Here is a 17,289-nt window from a genome sequence, read left to right as displayed (position 1 = left end):
GTTGTCGCCGCACCGCCGCCGGCAACCGGCGCCACCCGCCGGTCCTTCCGCCTAGATCGGTCGGAGTATGGTCTGGCGCCGGCTGCGTCCGCAAGCAACTTGATGTGCGCAAGGGTGACGTTCGCGACACCCGGCGCTTGCGGGGGACCCCTCCGGTACAGCCCCCCTTGCACCGCCTGTGTCGGTACAACGGCTGGGGCATCGTCCCCATATTCACGTCCGATATTTGTCATGCCCGCCCCGCCCCCTTCGCCCTCGCCTCCGCCGTGAAAGCGACCGTCCGATGGCCGACCGCCGCCCCCTGCCGCCCAAGCCTTTCCTGCTCGCCACTCTGCTGGCTTTGGCCGCCGGCCCGGCCCTGGCGCAATCGGCGCTGACCGGCCCGGTGCGGTCGGACCCGATGCAGACGGTCGGTGCAGAGGTGCATGTGCGGATCGAAACCCTGCCGAAGCCCTATGCCACGCCCGCGGTCGCCAACGAGGCGGTGCTGGTGCCCCGCCCCGCCGAGCAGCCCCTGCGCGCGCCGCGCGGCTTCACCGTCACCCTGTTCCGCGACCATGTGGAGAATGCGCGCAACCTGCTGGTCCTGCCCAACGGCGACGTGCTGGTGGCCCAGCAGCGGCCGGGCACCCTGACCCTGCTGCGCGATGCCGACGGCGACGGCCGGGCGGAGATGGCCCAGGTCTGGGCCGACGGCTTCGACCATCCCTTCGGCCTCGCCTTCCATGACGGGGCGGTGCTGGTCGGCGATCTGGCCGGGGTGTGGCGGCTGCCCTGGACCGCCGGGGCGACCCAGGCGGGGGAGCGGCGGCGGCTGACGGCGGAGGGCGCCTTCGGCAAGCGCGGCGGCCATGCCACGCGCTCCGTCGCGGTGGCGCCGGACGGGCGGCATTTCTATGTCGGCATCGGATCGGAGGGAAACATCGGGGTGGAGCCGGAGCCGCGCGCCACCATCCAGGAATTCCGCATCGACGGCAGCGGCCAGCGTACCTACGCCGCGGGCCTGCGCAACGCGGTCGGCCTCGCCTTCAAGCCCGGCACCGGCGACCTCTATGCCGTCGTCAACGAGCGCGACGGGCTGGGCGACCAGTTGGTTCCCGATTTCCTGACGGCGGTGAAGCCGGGCGGCTTCTATGGCTGGCCCTATTCCTACATCGGCGACAACCCGCAGCCCGACCTTGCCGGCCGGCGGCCCGATCTGGTGAAGGCGGCGCTGGTGCCGGGGCTGCTGTTCCAGGCCCATTCGGCGCCGATCGGGCTGGCCTTCGGCGACGCCACCCATTTCCCGGAGCGCTACCGCATGGGGGCCTTCGTGTCGCTGCACGGGTCGTGGAACCGCTCGCGGCCGACGGGCTACGCCATCGCCTTCGTGCCTTTCGACACCGCACCCTTCGACAAGAGCCGGCCGACCGGCACCTACGAGACCTTCGTCACCGGCTTCCGCGTCACCCCGGCCGCGGGAACCGCAACGGGGAGTGCCGCGGAGGGCGACGAGTCCCCGAAGGTCTGGGGCCGGCCGAGCGGGCTGGCGGTGACCGCCGACGGTGCCCTGCTGATTGCCGAGGACGCCTCCGGCACGGTCTGGCGCGTCGCCTATGCCGCAGCGGACAAGGATGCCGAGAGGGAGCCGGCGGGCAGGACGGCTCCCAGGCCCTGACGGGTCAGCAGCACTCGTCCTCCAGCTGGCGCAGCATCGCCAGCCCGTCCTCGTCGTCGTGCTCCTCGAACAGGTCGGCGATGTAATAGATGTTGGCGCAGAGCAGGCACAGCCCGTCGGCCTGCCGTTTCAGCGGGTCCTCGGCCACCGCCAGCTTGGCGCGGAACCGCTCCCAGAAGGCGTTGGTCTTGGCGGGGTCGTCGATGTGCATGTACAGGCGGTCGATGATGCGGCGGCTGTTGCCCTCGCAGTCGATCCCCTTGAACGAGACATAGCGGTCGGGCGCGTCGATGCTGTCCACGGGTGCGGGCTCCTCATCCGGTCGGCAGGGGCCGGTCGGCAGGGGTGGGGAAGATTGGTCCGATGCTTCCCCGCCGGCACGCCTGCGATCAAGCGGCCCTGCACCAGCGGCATCCGGCCTGCGCGAATGGCCGGATCGCTGCATGAACGGAACGGTCGCCGAAGCTTGACCATGCCCGGCCCACGGACCACTCTCGCGCCACGGATGCAACCGACGGGCGATTGGGACGGGGACATGGCGGTCCAGGACTTTGCGGCGGCGGCCGGGCATTTCCGCGACGGGCGCCGGCAGGAGGCGTATGACGCCTGCATCGCGCTTCTCGGCCGGGAGCCGGAGACGGGAGACGCCTGGCAGCTTTCCGCCATCGTCCGCTTCCAGCAGGGGGCCGACGGCGCGGCGGATGCGATTGCGCGCCAATGCCGTGCCTGCGCCTGCGATCCGGCCCGCGCCGACTATGCCGCCAACCTCGCCGCCATGATCAAGGCCCGCGGCGATGCCGGGGCGGCGATGGTCTGGCTGCGCCGCACCGCCCTGCTGACCCCGGCCGATCCCATGCCCTGGCGCCGTCTGGCCGCCGCCCGTCAGCAGGCCGGCGACCGGGCGGGCGCCGTCGACGCCCTCCGTGAAGCGGCCGGCCGGCATCCTCTGCGATCCGACCTCCATGCCGAGCTTGGCGCGCTGGCCTTGCAGCATGGGGACGCAGCCACGGCCGTGCAGGCCTTCCGCAACGCCCTCGCCCTTGCCCCCGGCGATGCCGCCGCTCTGCGCAATTCCGGCGTCGCGGCCCTGCAGCATGGCCCGGCGGAGGCGTCGGTGGGCTGGCTGTCCCGGCTGCTTGCGGTCGAGCCGGAGCATGAGGACGGTTTCTGCGATCTGGCCCTGGCTCTGCACCGCCGGCAGATCGCAAGCGGCGGAGCCCGGTGGCGGCATCATGACCGGCGTCGGTTTCCGCCCGTTCCCAACCGGCTGCGCGTCTATTACCGGCTGAGCGACCGCGGGAACCCCAAGGAGAAGATCGCCGGCCCCTTCGCCTGCCTGGCCAATTTCCTCGATGTCTTCCGTCCGGCCGCCGACGAGCTGCGGGTGATCGCCGACAATTGCCGGGACGATACGGTGGAGCGGGTGGAGGCGATGCTGGCACAGGCCGGCTGTCTCCATCCAGCCGTCATCCAGCGCACGGCGCTGGGCCATCACGGCTCCTTCCTGCATGCCAAGGCGCTGGCTCTGGCCGACCTGTCCGACCGCCGGCATGACCAGGACGCCATCGTCTATTTCCTGGAGGACGACTATCTGCATCTGCCCGGTGCCCGCGCCATGCTGGCGGAGGGGTTGCAGATCGCCGATTACGTGACGTTGTACGACCATGCCGACAAATACGCCGCCCCCGAGGCCACCGGCCTCGATGGGGTGATCGCGGCCGGCGGCGAGGAAACCTGCGTGCTGCGCCAGCCGCTCAGCCATTGGAAATTCACCGCCAGCACCACCATGACCTGGGCCTGCCGGCTGTCGACCCTGCGCGAGGACGGCGCCGTCTGGGACCGCTTCCGCATCGAACGGCGGTCCATCGACTATTGCCTGCACTACACGCTGGGGGCGGCCGGCCGTTTCCTGGCCTGCCCGCTGCCGGGCCACGCCACCCATGGCGAGGCGAACTGGGCCTCACCCGGTCGCGACTGGCCGGCGCTGGCACGGCAGATGGAACAGCGGCTATAGCGCCAGCCGCTTCTTCAGCGCCTCGGCCCGGTTGCGGCTGACCGGCACACGGGGGGCGCCGGGGGCGGCCATGACGAAGGCGGCGCGCCCGTCCTGCCGCTCCACCGCGCGGGCATGGCGCAGGTTGACGATGTAGCCGCGATGGGTGCGCACGAAGGACCGGGCGTCGAGCCGCGCCTCCAGCTCCGACAGCGGCAGGCCGCAGAAGAAGGCGCCATCGGTGGTGTGGACGGTGGTGTAATGGCCGTCGGCCTGGAGGTAGACGGCATCGGCCGGGTCGAGCAGCACGATCCCCTGCCCCTTCTCCACCGGCAGCTTGACCAGCGGTTCAGGCGGCTGCGATCCAGGGGGGTGCGATGGCGGGGTTTGCCCATCGGCCGCGGATGGCCGCGCCGCCTCCATCAGCATCAGGGCGGTGACGGCACTCCCCTCCCCCACCGCGGTGGCGGGCGCCAGCGCGGTCGCCTTCACCACCAGCACCCGGCCGGGAAGCGCCACCATCATCGAACAGGCCGATGCCGGGGCCGCCGGTTCGCCGGCCGCGGCCAGCAGCAGTTCCACCTTGGCGCGGTGGGAGGGCGGGTGCAGGTCGTGCAGATAGGCGCCGACCAGACCGGCCGCACGGTCTCCCAGCAACCGGACCGCCGCCGGATTCAGGGCCAGCACCCGCCGCGCGCTGTCCAGCAGCACCAGCCCGACGTCCATGTTCTGCAACGCATAGTCCATGGACGCCCACTATAGCGGTGCTTTCGGTTTAACTCCCGCCTTTCCGCTTGTCGCCCTCGACCAGGGCGGTGACGACACCATGGAGGGTGCGGACCTCCTGCTCGGTCATCTCCATCCGCTCGAAGGCGTTGCGCAGGGTGCGGATCATCGAGGGGCGCTTCGCCTCGCTGGTGAAGAAGCCGGTGCGGTCCAGCGACGCCTCCAGCCGCTCGAAGAAGTTCACCCGCTCCGCCATCGTCGCCGGGCGGGTCTGGCCGGTGTGCAGGAAGCGGTCGGGCGTGCGGTCGCCGGCCTGGAACCACTCGTAGCCGATCAGCAGCACCGCCTGCGCCAGGTTGAGCGAGGAGAAGGCCGGGTTCAGCGGCACCGTCACCAGCGTCTGGGCGAGGGTCAGGTCGTCGTTGAACAGGCCGGTGCGCTCCGGCCCGAACATCACCCCGACCTTCTGCCCGGCGGCATAGCGCTCCCGCATTTCGCCGGCCGCGACGCGCGGGGTGACGAAGCGCTGGATCATGTCGCGGGTGCGCACCGTGGTGGCGAAGACCGATTCCAGATCGGCGACCGCCTCGGCCGTCGTCTCGAAGATCCTGGCATTGTCGATGACGAGGTCGGCCCCCGACGCCGCGGCATTCGCCTTCGGGTTCGGCCAGCCGTCCCGCGGCTTGACGAGCCGGAGGTCGGTCAGCCCGCAATTCAGCATCGCACGCGCGCAGGCGCCGATGTTCTCGCCGAGCTGCGGCTGCACCAGGATGACGGCCGGGCCGCCAAGGATCGATTCACGGGTGGGGTTCTGGCCGGAGGTCATGGGGACGATTGTGGTTGAACGATGAAGGGCGAAGACGGCCGGATTGCCGCCTATTCCTGCTGCTCCGCCGGCTCCGCCTCGGTCTTCACCGGGCCGCCATCGATGGCGGTCAGGCGCGCCTTGAGGTCGGAGACGTCGGCGAACAGGCGCTTCAGGCGGGCAAGGCCCTTGTACTGTTCGAAGGCGCGGGCGCGCGGCAGGGCGGGATAGCCCATCCACACCGACTTCGGCGGGATGTTCATGCCGACGCCGGAATTGGCCGCCACCACCGCGTCGCTGCCGATCTTGATATGGTCGGCGACGCCGACCTTGCCGGCCAGGACCACGCGGTCGCCGATCACCGTGCTGCCGGCGATGCCGACATGGCCGCACAGCATGCAGTTGGTGCCGACCTGGACGTTGTGGCCGATCTGAACGAGGTTGTCGATCTTGGTGCCGTTGCCGATGCGGGTGGCCGTCACCGTGCCGCGGTCGATGGTGGCGCCGGCGCCGATCTCGACATCGTCGCCCAGCACGACCGTGCCGATGGAGTTCACCCGGCGGATCAGCACGTTGGTGCCGACGACACGGCCGGTGGTCTTGGCCGATTCGACGCTGCCCGGCTCCGGGGTGACGAAGCTGAAGCCGTCATTGCCGACGGCGGCGTTGGGATGGACGATGCAGCGGGCGCCCATCTCCACCCGCTCGCCGATGCGGGCACCGGGGTGCAGCAGGCTGCCCTCGCCGATCACCGCGTCCGCCCCGACCGTGACATGCGGCAGCACGACCACACCGGCGCCGATGCGGGCGCGCGGGCCGATGTAGGCGAAGGGAGCGATGGAGGCATCGGGCGCCACCACCGCGTCGGGCGCCACATAGGCCTGGGGCGACACCCCCGGCTCGGCATGCACCGGACGTTCGAAGATGTCGAGCATCCCGGCCATGGCATAGCGCGGACGCTTCACCACGATGCGGCCCTTGATGCCCTCCGGCACCTCGACCCCTTCGGCGACGACGGCGGCGACCGCCTTGCTGCCGGGCAGCAGGGCCAGCAGATCCTTGTCCATCGCCAGCGCCAGATCCTCCGGCCCTTCCGCTTCCGACGGATGGACGGCGCGGCGGATCGTGAGGGAGCCGTCGCCTTCGACCGCAGCGCCCAGCGCTTCGGCGATCTCGGTGAGGGTACGGGGGGCGTGGATCATGATGGGACGCACCGGTGTCAGGGTCTTGCATGGGGGCCGTCCTGGCAGACGGCGCGGCGGACCCTAACACGGGCGTCCGGCGGATGGCGAGGTGTCAGAACGCGGTGCCGGGCTGCGCAGTCGCCGCCTGCCCGCCCTTGGCTTCCGGCCGCAACCAGCCCTTCACCCGCGCCTTCATCCGCCGCAGCAGTGGCTGGCGGGCCTGGACCGCATAGTATTTGCGCACCGTCTCCAGGATCTCCCAGGTGCCGGTGAAGCCCATCGGCAGCACCAGCGCGTCGCCGGCCTTGTATTCCCGCGGGGTTCCGCCCTCCGGCGTGATGATCACCCGGCCCGACAGCAGGACGCAGAACTCATGATAGGGCCAGTCCTTCATCGCGACGAGGCCCGGCGTGCACTGCCACACCCCCGACCGGAAGCGGCTGTAGTCGCCCTCGAAGATGTTGCGGTGAATCTCCAGCGGCTGGCCGGACAGGATGGCACCGAAGACCGCCGGCTTGCCGACCTCGTCGTCGGCGATGCGGTGGCTGTCGATGGGAATGGGGGTGTGATCCGGCATCGGCTCTCCCGGTCAGGGGTTGGAGGGAGGGGCACACAGGGCCGAAGGCCCGTCAGCGCTCCTGCGCAACACCCCACCCCGCCAAAGGTTCCCGGCGGATCGGAAAAAAACATCAGCCGCCGAGATTGACGATCTCCACCCGCCGGTTGGCCGCGGCCTTCGGCTGGTCGGGCAGCAGCAGTTCACGCGCGCCCATGCCGGACGCCTCCAGCCGGTCGGCGTGGATGTGGTGACGAGACACCAGATACTCGACCACCGCCGCCGCCCGCCGCTTGGACAAAGAGAGGTTGGCCGCGTCGCTGCCGACCGCGTCGGTGTGGCCGACGATGCGGAAGCGGGTGGTGCCGGCCGCCCCCATCACCGCCGCCACCTTGTCCAGGATCTCCCGCGATTCCGGCCGGATGACGGCGGAGTTGAAGTCGAACTCCACCCGGAAGGCGGCGCGCAGTTCCGGCGCCTGCATGGCGGTCGGTCCGGGCAGCGGCGGCACCATCACCGGTCCCGGCCGCTGACCGGGGGATGCGGCGGGGGGCGTGGCCGGCGGCGGGGCAGCGGGCCGCTGCATCGCCAACGGCGGGCAGTTGGGTCCGGTGGTGCCGAGGAGCGCCGCCTGGATCTCGCACTCGCTGGGATTCGGCCCCATCGGGGTCGCCGGGCCGGGCAGCCCCTGGGCAAGGCCTGCAGCGGGTGACGTCAGCCAGACACAAATGCCGAGCGCCAGAACCAGCCGCATGGCCGCATTGTTCGGACCGCGGACGGTCGCTTCAAATTGCGCGTGGAACAGTCCTGCGTGCATCTGTACGATCCCGGTCCGTATCTTTCGTATAGGGCGCTTGGGAGGAAACAAGCATGAAATCGCTGAAGGCTCTGCTCGCCGGCATCGCGCTGGCCGCTCTGACGGTTCCGGCTCTGGTTGCCGGTGCGGCGAACGCTGCCGACTACAAGGCGGAGTACAAGCTTTCGACCGTTCTGGGCAAGCCCTTCCCCTGGGGTGTCGGCGGCGACCGCTGGGCCGAACTGGTCAAGGAGAAGACCGGCGGCCGCATCAACATCAAGATGTATCCCGGCACCTCGCTGGTGAACGGCGACCAGACCAAGGAATTCACCGCACTCCGCCAGGGCACCATCGACATGGCGGTCGGCTCCACCATCAACTGGTCGCCGCAGGTGAAGGAGCTGAACCTCTTCTCCCTGCCCTTTCTGATGCCCGACCACAAGGCGCTGGATGCCCTGACCCAGGGCGGGGTCGGCAAGACGCTGTTCGAGCTGCTCGCCACCAAGGACGTGGTGCCGCTGGCCTGGGGTGAGAACGGCTTCCGCGAGATCTCCAACTCCAAGCACCCGATCCGCACGCCAGCCGACCTGAAGGGGCTGAAGATCCGCGTCGTCGGCTCGCCGCTCTACCTCGACACCTTCACCGCACTCGGCGCCAACCCGACGCAGATGAGCTGGGCCGACGCCCAGCCGGCCTTGTCGACCGGCGCCGTCGACGGGCAGGAAAACCCGCTGGCGATCTTCGTCGCCGCCAAGCTCGCCACGCTGGGCCAGAAGAACCTGACCCTGTGGGGCTACGTCGCCGATCCGCTGATCTTCGTGGTCAACAAGGAGGTCTGGGCCAGCTGGTCGAAGGAGGATCAGGAGGCCGTGCGCGCCGCCGCGGTCCAGGCCGCTACGGAAGAGGTCGCGATCTCCCGCAAGGGCATCACCGCCGAGGACGACAGCCTGCTGAAGGAGATCACCGCCCAGGGCGTCGAGGTGGTTCGCCTGACGCCGGACCAGCAGAAGGCCTTCCAGACCGCCACCCAGCCGGTCTTCGACAAGTGGGCCAAGCAAATCGGCCCCGATCTGGTGAAGGCGGCCCAGGCCGCCATCGGCGAGCGGAAATGACCGTCCGTTCGCTTGGCTGACGACTACGGCGCCCTGCGGGGCGCCGTTTTCAGGCCCAATTGTTTGACTTGGTTTTTTTAAGCCCGCGAGGCACTTGCTTGTGATGCGTGCCCAGACGGATTGCGCTACAACTCCCCCAGGGCCGAATGGTTTGCGGAGCGGGCGCGTATGACGTCGGAAATGCTGCTGGCGCTGTTCAGCATCGGCGCCACCCTGCTGTTTCTGGGCATCCGCCGCGGCCTGATCCTGCGGATGGACCGGGAAATCCGCCGCTGCGGTGCGGCCCTGACCGCCGAACGCGACGCACTGGAACTCCAGGCCAATGAGTTGGAGGCCATGCAGGCCGAAATCGAGGCGACGAAGGCAAGGCTGGTGGAACTGTCGACCGACAAGCTGGTCCTGAACCGTCGCAGCGGCAAGCGCACCGCCGCCGCGCGCCGCTTCATCCACGAGATCGGCCGGCCGGAGCCGGGGCGCAACCATTTCACCTTCCGTTTGGCGATGACCCCCGGCTTCACTGCCCGGCCCGATGCCAAGGCGGTGGTCCACCCCGCCATCTGGCGCTTCGGGAACGAGGCGCAGGTCTGGGCCTCCGACTTCGCCGCCGCCCAGATGCTGACCCGCAACATCTTCCACGAAGGCGTGGGCGTCACCGTCTCCAGCGAGGAGGCCGACGAAGACGCTGTGGCCGGGGCCTCCGCACCATGAGCCCCGTCTGGGTTCTGGGAGCCGTCACCAGCCTGGTGATCGGCGTGCTGGCAGAGCGCATCCTCGGCATGCGCGCCCGCCGGCAGTCGGAGAAGCTGACCGCACTGAAGGAGCGGCTGGACGTCTACGCCAACTACGCCAAGCTCGCCTCGGTCCGCCGGGTGGAGGCGGAGGAAACCCTCGCCGGCCTGCGCCACGAGGCGGCGGAGGTCGAGGGCGAGATTTTGTCTTTGCAGTCGGCGGCCACCGACGATGCCGCCCTGACGCCGATGGAGTTCTATTGCGTCGACCGCGTCGCCCGGTCCAGCGGCCCGCTGTGGTATGTCGCGGTGGAGGCGCTGGACGCCACCGCCCCCTGGACCGGCATCCGCACCTACGCCATTGCCGCGGAAAGTGCGGAAGACGCCCGCAAGCGGATCGTCGAGCGCCACCCCTCCCCCACCGCCTTCACCATCTCCCCCGCCGCCCCGCTGGTGCTGCCGGAGCGGTGAGGGTGGTCGTGCCGTTGGGGGTGAGAACCTGACACGACAAAGAAAAAAGGGGCGCCCCACCGGAGCGCCCCTTTTCCCCGTGAAACCTGCCGTCAGGCGTTGTTCATGCGGTTGTCGATCAGGTCGGTCACCACGCCCGGATCGGCGAGGGTCGAGGTGTCGCCCAGGCTGTCATGCTCGTTCGCGGCGATCTTGCGCAGGATGCGGCGCATGATCTTGCCGGAACGGGTCTTCGGCAGGCCGGGGGCCCACTGGATCAGGTCGGGCGAGGCGATCGGGCCGATCTCCTTGCGGACCCAGGCGACCAGTTCCTTGCGCAACGCCTCGGTCGGAGTCTCGCCGGCGTTCAGCGTGACGTAGGCGTAGATGCCCTGGCCCTTCAGGTCGTGCGGATAGCCGACGACCGCGGCCTCGGCGACCTTCGGGTGGGCGACCAGCGCGCTCTCGACCTCGGCGGTGCCCATGCGGTGGCCGGACACGTTGATGACGTCGTCGACGCGGCCGGTGATCCAGTAATAGCCATCGGCGTCGCGGCGGCATCCGTCGCCAGTGAAGTACTTGCCGGCGAAGGTCGAGAAGTAGGTCTGGATGAAGCGCTCGTGGTCGCCATAGACCGTGCGCATCATGCCGGGCCAGGCATCGGCGATGCAGAGGTTGCCCTCGGTCTCGCCTTCCAGGATCTGGCCTTCGTTGTCGACGACGACCGGTTGGACGCCGAAGAACGGCTTGGTGGCGGAGCCCGGCTTCTGGCCGATGGCGCCGACCAGCGGGCTGATCAGGATGCCGCCGGTCTCCGTCTGCCACCAGGTGTCGACGATCGGGCAGCGGGCGTCGCCGACCACATTGTAATACCACAGCCACGCTTCCGGATTGATCGGCTCGCCGACCGAACCCAGCACGCGGAGCGAGGCGCGCGAGGTCGTCTTCACCGGTCCTTCGCCTTCACGCATCAGCGAGCGGATGGCGGTCGGGGCGGTGTAGAAGATGTTGACCTTGTGCTTGTCGATGACCTGCCAGAAGCGCGAGACGTCCGGGTAGGTCGGGATGCCTTCGAACATCAGCGTGGTGGCGCCGTTGGCGAGCGGGCCATAGACAATGTAGCTGTGGCCGGTGACCCAGCCCACGTCGGCCGTGCACCAGTAGACCTCGCCATCCTTGTAGTCGAAGACATACTGATGGGTCATCGACGCATAGACGAGATAGCCGCCGGTGGTGTGCAGCACGCCCTTCGGCTTGCCGGTCGAGCCGGAGGTGTAGAGGATGAACAGCGGATCCTCGGCGTTCATCTCCTCCGGCGGGCAGTCGGCGGAGACGCTCTCCATCTCCTCGTGGTACCAAAGGTCGCGGCCCTCGGTCCAGGCGACGTTGCCGCCGGTGTGCTTGACCACCAGCACATGCTTGACCGTCGGCGCGCCGGCCACCGCCTTGTCGGCGTTGGCCTTCAGCGGCACCTTGCGGCCGCCGCGCAGGCCCTCGTCGGAGGTGATGACGAAATGGCTGTCGCAGTCGACGATGCGGTCCTTCAGGCTGTCGGGCGAGAAGCCGCCGAAGACGATGGAGTGGATGGCGCCGATGCGGGTGCAGGCCAGCATCGCATAGGCGGCCTCCGGGATCATCGGCAGATAGATGGTGACGCGGTCGCCCTTCTTGACGCCGTTCTTCTTCAGCACGTTGGCGAGACGGCAGACCTTCTCGTGCAACTCCTTGTAGGTGATGGCCTTGGAAACGCCGGGATCGTCGCCTTCGAACAGGATCGCGGTCTGGTCGCCGCGGGTCGCCAGATGGCGGTCGATGCAGTTGGCCGACACGTTCAGCGTGCCGTCGTAGAACCAGCGGATATGGACGTCGTCGTTGAAATTGACGTCCTTCACCTTGCTGTAGGGCTGGATCCAGTCGAGCCGCTTGCCCTGCTCACCCCAGAACGCCTCGGGGTCCTTGACCGACTGCTCGTACATGCGGGCATAGGCTTCCGCATTCACGTGGGCGGCGGCCGCGATCTCGGGCTTCACCGGAAAGAAGCTGTTGTCGGTCATGAGTGCGATTCCCCCGTGGTGCTTCCGAATTGGCCGGAAGATGATTGGAGGGCGGCGGGCCGCCGCCCGGAATTGAGCGGCATTATCCACACAAGTTGCGGGACGAACAAGCAGATCGGCCCCCGCAGGCCCCCCGACCAAAGGAGGATTGTGTCGCTGATTTTGCAGCGCGAGACTGTTTCTTCCCCAAGCATACCGAGGCATGCCAATGCCTCCGTGACCGCGCCGCCAACCGGGCCGGAAGGGCGGCGGTCCCGTTCCGCGACCATCCGCCGCGCCGCGGCGCAGCATGGAGGGCAGCATTCGGGGATGTCTGTCCTGTAACGGACGATCCCTTGCTTAACCCGACCTTAACCCGCCGGCAGCTATAGAGTTGCTGCATCACGGTAACGATCAGCGGCGGCAAGGATCGCAATGCCCAGCACCACCAACGCGGACGATCTTCCGAAAGCCGGCGACCGCAGCGACCGTCTCGCCGTCATGGCCGACCGCACCAGCCTGATGGCCATCGACGCCACGCTGCGCGCGCTCGGCGGCCCCATGAGCGCCATCTCGGCAGCCGGCATGGCGGACATCGCCCGGCGCATGATGCAGGCGACCAACGACTTCCATGCGGCGATGCAGGAAGCGGCGGAGTAGGTCTTTCACCGAAGCAACCGGGCAGCGGAGAGCGGGGCCGCTTTCGCCCCGCCTACGCCCCTCAGGCCGGCACGCCGACCCCTGCCAGATCGCACACCCGCGCCCACTCCTCGTCGGTGACCGGGCAGACCGACAGCCGCGACTGACGCACCAGCGCCATCGACTGAAGATGCGGATCGGCCTTGATCTGCTTCAGCGTGACGGGCGTCTTCACCGGCATCACCGGCGCCACGTCGACCATGCCGAAGCGGCCGGCCTCGTCGCTGGGGTCCGGGTAATAGGTGCGGACGATCTCGACGATGCCGACGATCTCCAGACCTTCGTTGGAGTGATAGAAGAAGGCGCGGTCGCCCACCTCCATCGCCTTCAGATTGTTGGACGCCTGGTAATTGCGCACCCCGTCCCAATGGGTCCGGCCATCGGCGACCATGCGGTCCCAGGAATATTTGAACGGCTCGGATTTCACCAGCCAGTAGGCCATCGCCAGCGCTCTCCCGCTCAGGCCTTGGGATAGACGCGGCGCCAGGGCCGGATCGTCACGCTGTCGAACAGGCCGGCCTTGGCATAGGGGTCGCCGTCGGCGAACGCCTGCGCGGCAGCGGCATCGGCGCACTCGACGATCAGCAGGCTGCCGACCATGCCGCTCTGGTCGTCCGACAGCAGCGGGCCGGCGGCGAAGAGGCGGGCGGCATTGGCTTCCAGATAGGCCAGATGCTCGGTACGGTTGGCGGCGCGGACATCGGCGGCGCCCGCCTTGTCGACGCAATGGAACATGAACAGCATGCGGTTCGCTCCTTCACACGGTGGAGCGGGAGCCTAGATCGGATCGCGAAAAATCGGAATCGATTTGAAGCGTAAAGCCGATCGCAAAAATCTAAACGCAGGGGAAGCCGGGGGGAAAGCGTCGGCTGACGGTTCACGCCACCACGCGCGGGCGGCGCGGCGGCGCCTTGCCGCCCTTGCAGGGCGAATATCCGCCGGGGGCGATGCGGCCCAGGCGGATACCGGTGCGCTCGATCTCGCCGAAGCCGCCCAACCCCATCTCCAGCGCCGCGGCCAGCGCGATGCGGCCGCAGGCCTCGGCGTCGCTGCCGGCATGATGGTGGTGGAGCGCGATCCCCAGGAAATCGGCCAGATGGTTCAGCCGGTGTCCGGTCAAGGCCGGCCAGGCCCGGCGCGCCATCATGACGGTGCAGAGATAGTCGCAGGCCGGCAGGTCCACGCCATAGTCGGTCAGGGTATGGCGCAGCACACTGAGGTCGAAGGCGGCGTTGTGGGCCAGGATCAGCCGGCCCTGCACCCGCTCCCGCAGACCCGCCCACACCTCCGGGAATTCGGGCGCATCGGCCACGTCCTCTTCACGGATGCCATGGATGGCGCTGTTGAAGGGATTGAAGCGCGGCTCGCGCGGGCGGATCAGATGCTCTTCCGTCCCGGTCACGCGGCCGTTCTCGATCCAGGCAACGCCGATGGAGCAGGCGCTGGTGCGGGTCTCGTTGGCGGTCTCGAAATCGATGGCGACGGCGTGGCCGGAAATGACGGTCATTGAGATCCGATTTGTTGGCGGTTCAATCGCCGGCAGGTCAGAGGCGGAGAATGCCGGCGAGGTCGTCGGGCAGCGCGCCTTCCGCCGCCAGAACCCGCAGCTTCAGCAGGCTGGCCACCGCCATGGCGTCGGTGATGGCGCCGGACAGCACCATGTCGATCACCTCGGCGAAGGGCAGGCGGCGCACCGCCAGCACCTCGGTCTCGTCCGGCGCGGACTCGCCCTGCTCCATATCCCAGGCGACGAAGGTGTGGGCCACCTCGTCGGTGATGCAGTTGGACAGGTGCAGCGTCATCAGCGGCATCCAGCGCCGTGCCGTCAGGCCGGTTTCCTCGCGCAGCTCGCGCGCGGCGGATTCCTGCGGTTCGACACCCTTGCGCCCGCCGCCCTCGGGGATTTCCCAGCTGTATTGCTTCAGGGGGAAGCGGTACTGGCCGACCAGGGTCACCGTGCCGTCGGCATGGACCGGCACCACGCCGGTGGCAAGGCTGCGGGGATGGACGACGCCATAGATTCCCGGAGAGCCCTTCGGGGTCAGAACCTTGTGTTCGACCACCTCCATCCAGGCATTCTCGTATTTCGTCGTGCTGGTCAGCACGGTCCAGGGATTGCCGGTGGACTCACCGGTTTCGATCGGCACGCCAAGCCCCCTTCGTCGGTTGAGTCGGGAGTATAGGGAGGCGCCCCGGCGGCCGCAATGGCCGCACAGAGCGCAACGCACAGACAAAAACCGGTAAAATTTTCCAACAATTGGCGAAAACGAAGTCGAAATCGTTAAACAATGGTTTCTTGACAGACAAATCAGGCCAACCTACTTCTAAATCACGGTGCCGGATGTCGTGAATATACCCAAAAGTGGTAGATCGGTGATCCGCCGCTTGACCTGGAAAGGGCAGATGCGTGGTGCCGCAGATCAGTCCACAGGATTTGGAGCGGTGGCGTAACCCCGACTGGCGCATCCGTTTGGCTGCGTGGTGGGAGGGCTATGACCTGTCCCGCCTGCCCCGCATTTCGAGCCGGACCGACCCACGCGCTTTGGCGGGCCGCCGGCAGCCCGGCCCGGTCGATGCAGTCGGCAGCACCACATCTCCAGCACCGTCGGCCGCAATCGCGCTGCCGGCTCCGCCCACCGGCAACCCGGACCTGGACCGGCTGGCGTTGATGCAACTCGACCGTCATGGCGAGCCGGTCTGGTCGCCGGCGCGCAGCGAGGGCGCGCAGCTTCTGTGGGGCCAGGACATGACCGGGCCGGAGGAAGCGGCGTGGATGGTCGATTCCATCCGGTCCTTCGGGCTGAACCCGGCCAAGAGCGTGCTGGACCTGTCGGCCGGCCTGGGCGGCACCGCCCGCGCGCTGGTGCAAAGCTGCGACACCTGGGTAACCGGGCTGGAGCCATCGCCGCTGCTGGCGAAGCTGGCCATGGACCGGTCGAAGGCGCTGGGCCTGTCGAAGAAGGCGCCCATCGCCCATTACGACCCGGAGCATTTCAACCAGGCCGGCAGCTTCGACCTCGTGATGGCCGACCGCATCCTCCACCGTGTGCGCGACAAGGACCTGTTCCTCGACCGGCTCGGCGACTGCGTGAAGCCCAAGGGCGGCATCGCCCTGTACGACTATGTGATCGACGGCACCCCCGGCTCCTGGGACAGCTGGAACGGCTGGCGGGAGGAGGAGCCGATGGAGGTCTATCCCTGGACCGCCACCCGCATGGCCGACGAACTGACCCAGCGCAACCTCGACCTCCGCATTTCGGAGGATCTGACCCAGTTGCACCGCCGCCACATCATCGACCGCGTGCGCAAGCTGGCCGACACGCTGGCCGCGGCCGTGCCGCCGGCCCCGGTGCTGGCCGCACTGAAGCGCGAACTGGCACTGTGGTGGGCACGGCTGCGGGTGCTGGGCAGCGGCCTGCGCTTCGTCCGCTATGTGGCGATGAAGCCCGCCTGACGAAGCCCGCCCGATAGGATGGCGTGAGGGTCGCCGCAGCGTATCGGATCAGTGGATCAGCCCGATGCGGTCGAGCCGCAGGGCTGCCGGCCAGCGGGCCGGTTCGTCCAGCGCGGTTGGGTCGACGGAGAAATGCCGCAGGTCGGCCCGGCCGATGAGGTTTTCGGCGGGAACGAAGCCGACGCCGCCGGCCGTTGCCGCAACCCGGCTGTCCAGCGAATTGCTGCGGTTGTCACCCAGCATGAAGTAATGGCCTTCCGGCACCCGAAGCGGTGGGGTGTCGTCCAGGCCGTCGCGCCCGGCCACATGCAGGACACGGTGCGTCGGACCATCCGGCAGATGCTCCACATATTGCGGGATGGTCCGGCGGGCACCGTCGGCTCCCGTCTCGACGAAATCTTCCAGGCGCTCCAGCGCCGCCGGCTGGCCGTTCACATGCAGAACGCCGTCCCGCATCTGCACCACGTCGCCCGGTAGCCCGACGAGCCGCTTCACATAGACCTGCTCCGGGTCGCGCGGCAGACGGAAGACGACGATGTCGCCACGCTCCGGCGCATGGCCCAGCACCCGCCCGGCGATGGGAAGCGCGTCGAGCGGGAAGGAATAGCGGCTGTATCCGTAGGGGAACTTGCTGGCGAACAGGAAATCGCCGACCTCCAGCGTCGGCTCCATCGATCCCGACGGGACGTGGAAGGGCTGCGCCACCACCGAGCGGGCCCCAAGCGCCAGCAGCCCCGCGACCGTGACTGTGCGGACCATCTCCCAAAGACCGCTCTTGCCCGTCACCGCCCGCCTCCGTCCATGTGTCGCCGCAGGCAGACTAGCCGGACAAGCACCTCGCTGAAAGCCATATGCAATTCCGGACGGCATAAAACTTTGTAATGTATGGACCACCGCACCGTAATCGTTTCCAGTATCCAGGCACACGCCAAGTCCTGCCCCATGGATTGGACTTCCACCTCGTCTTGCGGCAGGGGTCATCCGGTGCGTTGATAGACCGGCCTCGCGCCCTACATCTTGGCTGTATGGCGCGTCCTGTCCGGCGGCCGTCCGGTCCATCCCCGGTCCATCCGACGAGAAGCATCTTCCCCCAGGC

19 protein-coding genes are annotated in these 17,289 nt (G+C 68.5%); 7 read left to right on the top strand and 12 right to left on the bottom strand.

All coding sequences use genetic code 11. The features are described 5' to 3' along the window. Positions 1–283: 283 nt before the first annotated feature. Complete coding sequence (locus tag TSH64_RS13285) at positions 284–1,657, top strand: PQQ-dependent sugar dehydrogenase (protein WP_109445511.1); 1,374 nt, start codon at positions 284–286, stop codon at positions 1,655–1,657. 4 nt (positions 1,658–1,661) lie between these two features. Here the strand turns inward: TSH64_RS13285 and cowN are convergent, their stop codons facing one another. After that, positions 1,662–1,958: a N(2)-fixation sustaining protein CowN gene (gene cowN / locus TSH64_RS13280; protein WP_085090167.1), complete on the bottom strand. Its 297-nt coding sequence runs from the start codon at positions 1,956–1,958 to the stop codon at positions 1,662–1,664. Between the two features lie 234 nt (positions 1,959–2,192). Here cowN and TSH64_RS13275 point away from each other — a divergent pair, with 234 nt between their 5' ends. Continuing rightward, positions 2,193–3,671, top strand: coding sequence for a hypothetical protein (locus tag TSH64_RS13275; RefSeq protein WP_109445509.1), 1,479 nt, complete (start codon positions 2,193–2,195; stop codon positions 3,669–3,671). Here TSH64_RS13275 and TSH64_RS13270 read toward each other — a convergent pair. From TSH64_RS13270 to TSH64_RS13250, 5 genes are all read right to left on the bottom strand, one after another. Beyond that, positions 3,666–4,397, bottom strand: coding sequence for a LytTR family transcriptional regulator DNA-binding domain-containing protein (locus TSH64_RS13270; protein ID WP_109445507.1), 732 nt, complete (start codon positions 4,395–4,397; stop codon positions 3,666–3,668). The genes TSH64_RS13275 and TSH64_RS13270 overlap by 6 nt on opposite strands. Positions 4,398–4,425: 28 nt before the next feature. Next, positions 4,426–5,202 (bottom strand): RNA methyltransferase, encoded by a 777-nt coding sequence (locus TSH64_RS13265; protein WP_109445505.1) that lies wholly within the window; start codon positions 5,200–5,202, stop codon positions 4,426–4,428. A gap of 50 nt (positions 5,203–5,252) precedes the next feature. After that, entirely contained in the window at positions 5,253–6,383 is a 1,131-nt protein-coding gene (locus TSH64_RS13260) for a UDP-3-O-(3-hydroxymyristoyl)glucosamine N-acyltransferase (protein WP_109445503.1), read from the bottom strand. Between the two features lie 94 nt (positions 6,384–6,477). Then, positions 6,478–6,942, bottom strand: a complete 465-nt coding sequence (locus tag TSH64_RS13255) for a cupin domain-containing protein (RefSeq protein ID WP_109445501.1) — start codon at positions 6,940–6,942, stop codon at positions 6,478–6,480. Between the two features lie 112 nt (positions 6,943–7,054). Then, positions 7,055–7,738: an OmpA family protein gene (locus TSH64_RS13250; protein ID WP_109445499.1), complete on the bottom strand. Its 684-nt coding sequence runs from the start codon at positions 7,736–7,738 to the stop codon at positions 7,055–7,057. A gap of 53 nt (positions 7,739–7,791) precedes the next feature. Between TSH64_RS13250 and TSH64_RS13245 the strand changes: the two genes are divergently transcribed. From TSH64_RS13245 to TSH64_RS13235, 3 genes are all read left to right on the top strand, one after another. Further along, positions 7,792–8,829: a DctP family TRAP transporter solute-binding subunit gene (locus TSH64_RS13245; RefSeq protein WP_109445497.1), complete on the top strand. Its 1,038-nt coding sequence runs from the start codon at positions 7,792–7,794 to the stop codon at positions 8,827–8,829. Between the two features lie 168 nt (positions 8,830–8,997). Then, positions 8,998–9,537 carry a hypothetical protein gene (locus TSH64_RS13240; RefSeq protein ID WP_109445496.1) on the top strand — a complete coding sequence of 180 codons (540 nt, stop codon included), beginning with the start codon at positions 8,998–9,000 and terminating at the stop codon, positions 9,535–9,537. Then, entirely contained in the window at positions 9,534–10,028 is a 495-nt protein-coding gene (locus tag TSH64_RS13235) for a hypothetical protein (protein ID WP_109445495.1), read from the top strand. The genes TSH64_RS13240 and TSH64_RS13235 overlap by 4 nt, the downstream gene beginning before the upstream one ends. A 92-nt stretch (positions 10,029–10,120) precedes the next feature. Here the strand turns inward: TSH64_RS13235 and acs are convergent, their stop codons facing one another. Then, a complete protein-coding gene (acs, locus tag TSH64_RS13230; RefSeq protein ID WP_109445494.1) occupies positions 10,121–12,061 on the bottom strand; it encodes an acetate--CoA ligase in 1,941 nt (646 codons plus the stop codon). A 414-nt stretch (positions 12,062–12,475) separates the two neighbouring features. Here acs and TSH64_RS13225 point away from each other — a divergent pair, with 414 nt between their 5' ends. Continuing rightward, a complete protein-coding gene (locus tag TSH64_RS13225) occupies positions 12,476–12,700 on the top strand; it encodes a hypothetical protein (RefSeq protein ID WP_109445493.1) in 225 nt (74 codons plus the stop codon). 61 nt (positions 12,701–12,761) lie between these two features. On the opposite strand, the gene TSH64_RS13220 is transcribed toward TSH64_RS13225, so the two are convergent. The 4 genes from TSH64_RS13220 to TSH64_RS13205 all read right to left on the bottom strand — a co-directional run bounded on the left by TSH64_RS13220 (position 12,762) and on the right by TSH64_RS13205 (position 14,886). Then, positions 12,762–13,181 carry an EVE domain-containing protein gene (locus TSH64_RS13220; RefSeq protein WP_109445492.1) on the bottom strand — a complete coding sequence of 140 codons (420 nt, stop codon included), beginning with the start codon at positions 13,179–13,181 and terminating at the stop codon, positions 12,762–12,764. Between the two features lie 17 nt (positions 13,182–13,198). Continuing rightward, the gene (locus TSH64_RS13215) at positions 13,199–13,483 is read right to left on the bottom strand and encodes a YciI family protein (RefSeq protein ID WP_109445491.1); all 285 of its coding nucleotides are present in this window, start codon (positions 13,481–13,483) and stop codon (positions 13,199–13,201) included. 133 nt (positions 13,484–13,616) lie between these two features. Then, the gene (locus TSH64_RS13210) at positions 13,617–14,246 is read right to left on the bottom strand and encodes a 3'-5' exonuclease (RefSeq protein WP_109445490.1); all 630 of its coding nucleotides are present in this window, start codon (positions 14,244–14,246) and stop codon (positions 13,617–13,619) included. A 37-nt stretch (positions 14,247–14,283) separates the two neighbouring features. Continuing rightward, entirely contained in the window at positions 14,284–14,886 is a 603-nt protein-coding gene (locus tag TSH64_RS13205; protein WP_109445489.1) for an NUDIX hydrolase, read from the bottom strand. 263 nt (positions 14,887–15,149) lie between these two features. Here TSH64_RS13205 and TSH64_RS13200 point away from each other — a divergent pair, with 263 nt between their 5' ends. After that, complete coding sequence (locus TSH64_RS13200) at positions 15,150–16,193, top strand: methyltransferase domain-containing protein (protein WP_247872917.1); 1,044 nt, start codon at positions 15,150–15,152, stop codon at positions 16,191–16,193. A gap of 48 nt (positions 16,194–16,241) precedes the next feature. Here TSH64_RS13200 and lepB read toward each other — a convergent pair whose 3' ends face one another. Continuing rightward, positions 16,242–16,979: a signal peptidase I gene (lepB, locus tag TSH64_RS13195; protein ID WP_247872916.1), complete on the bottom strand. Its 738-nt coding sequence runs from the start codon at positions 16,977–16,979 to the stop codon at positions 16,242–16,244. Positions 16,980–17,289: the final 310 nt, after the last annotated feature.

It is taken from the genome of Azospirillum sp. TSH64 (assembly GCF_003116035.1).
Lineage (GTDB): Bacteria > Pseudomonadota > Alphaproteobacteria > Azospirillales > Azospirillaceae > Azospirillum.
The sequence above is the reverse complement of the archived record's forward strand: the minus strand, read 5'-3'. Positions and strand labels throughout refer to the sequence as shown.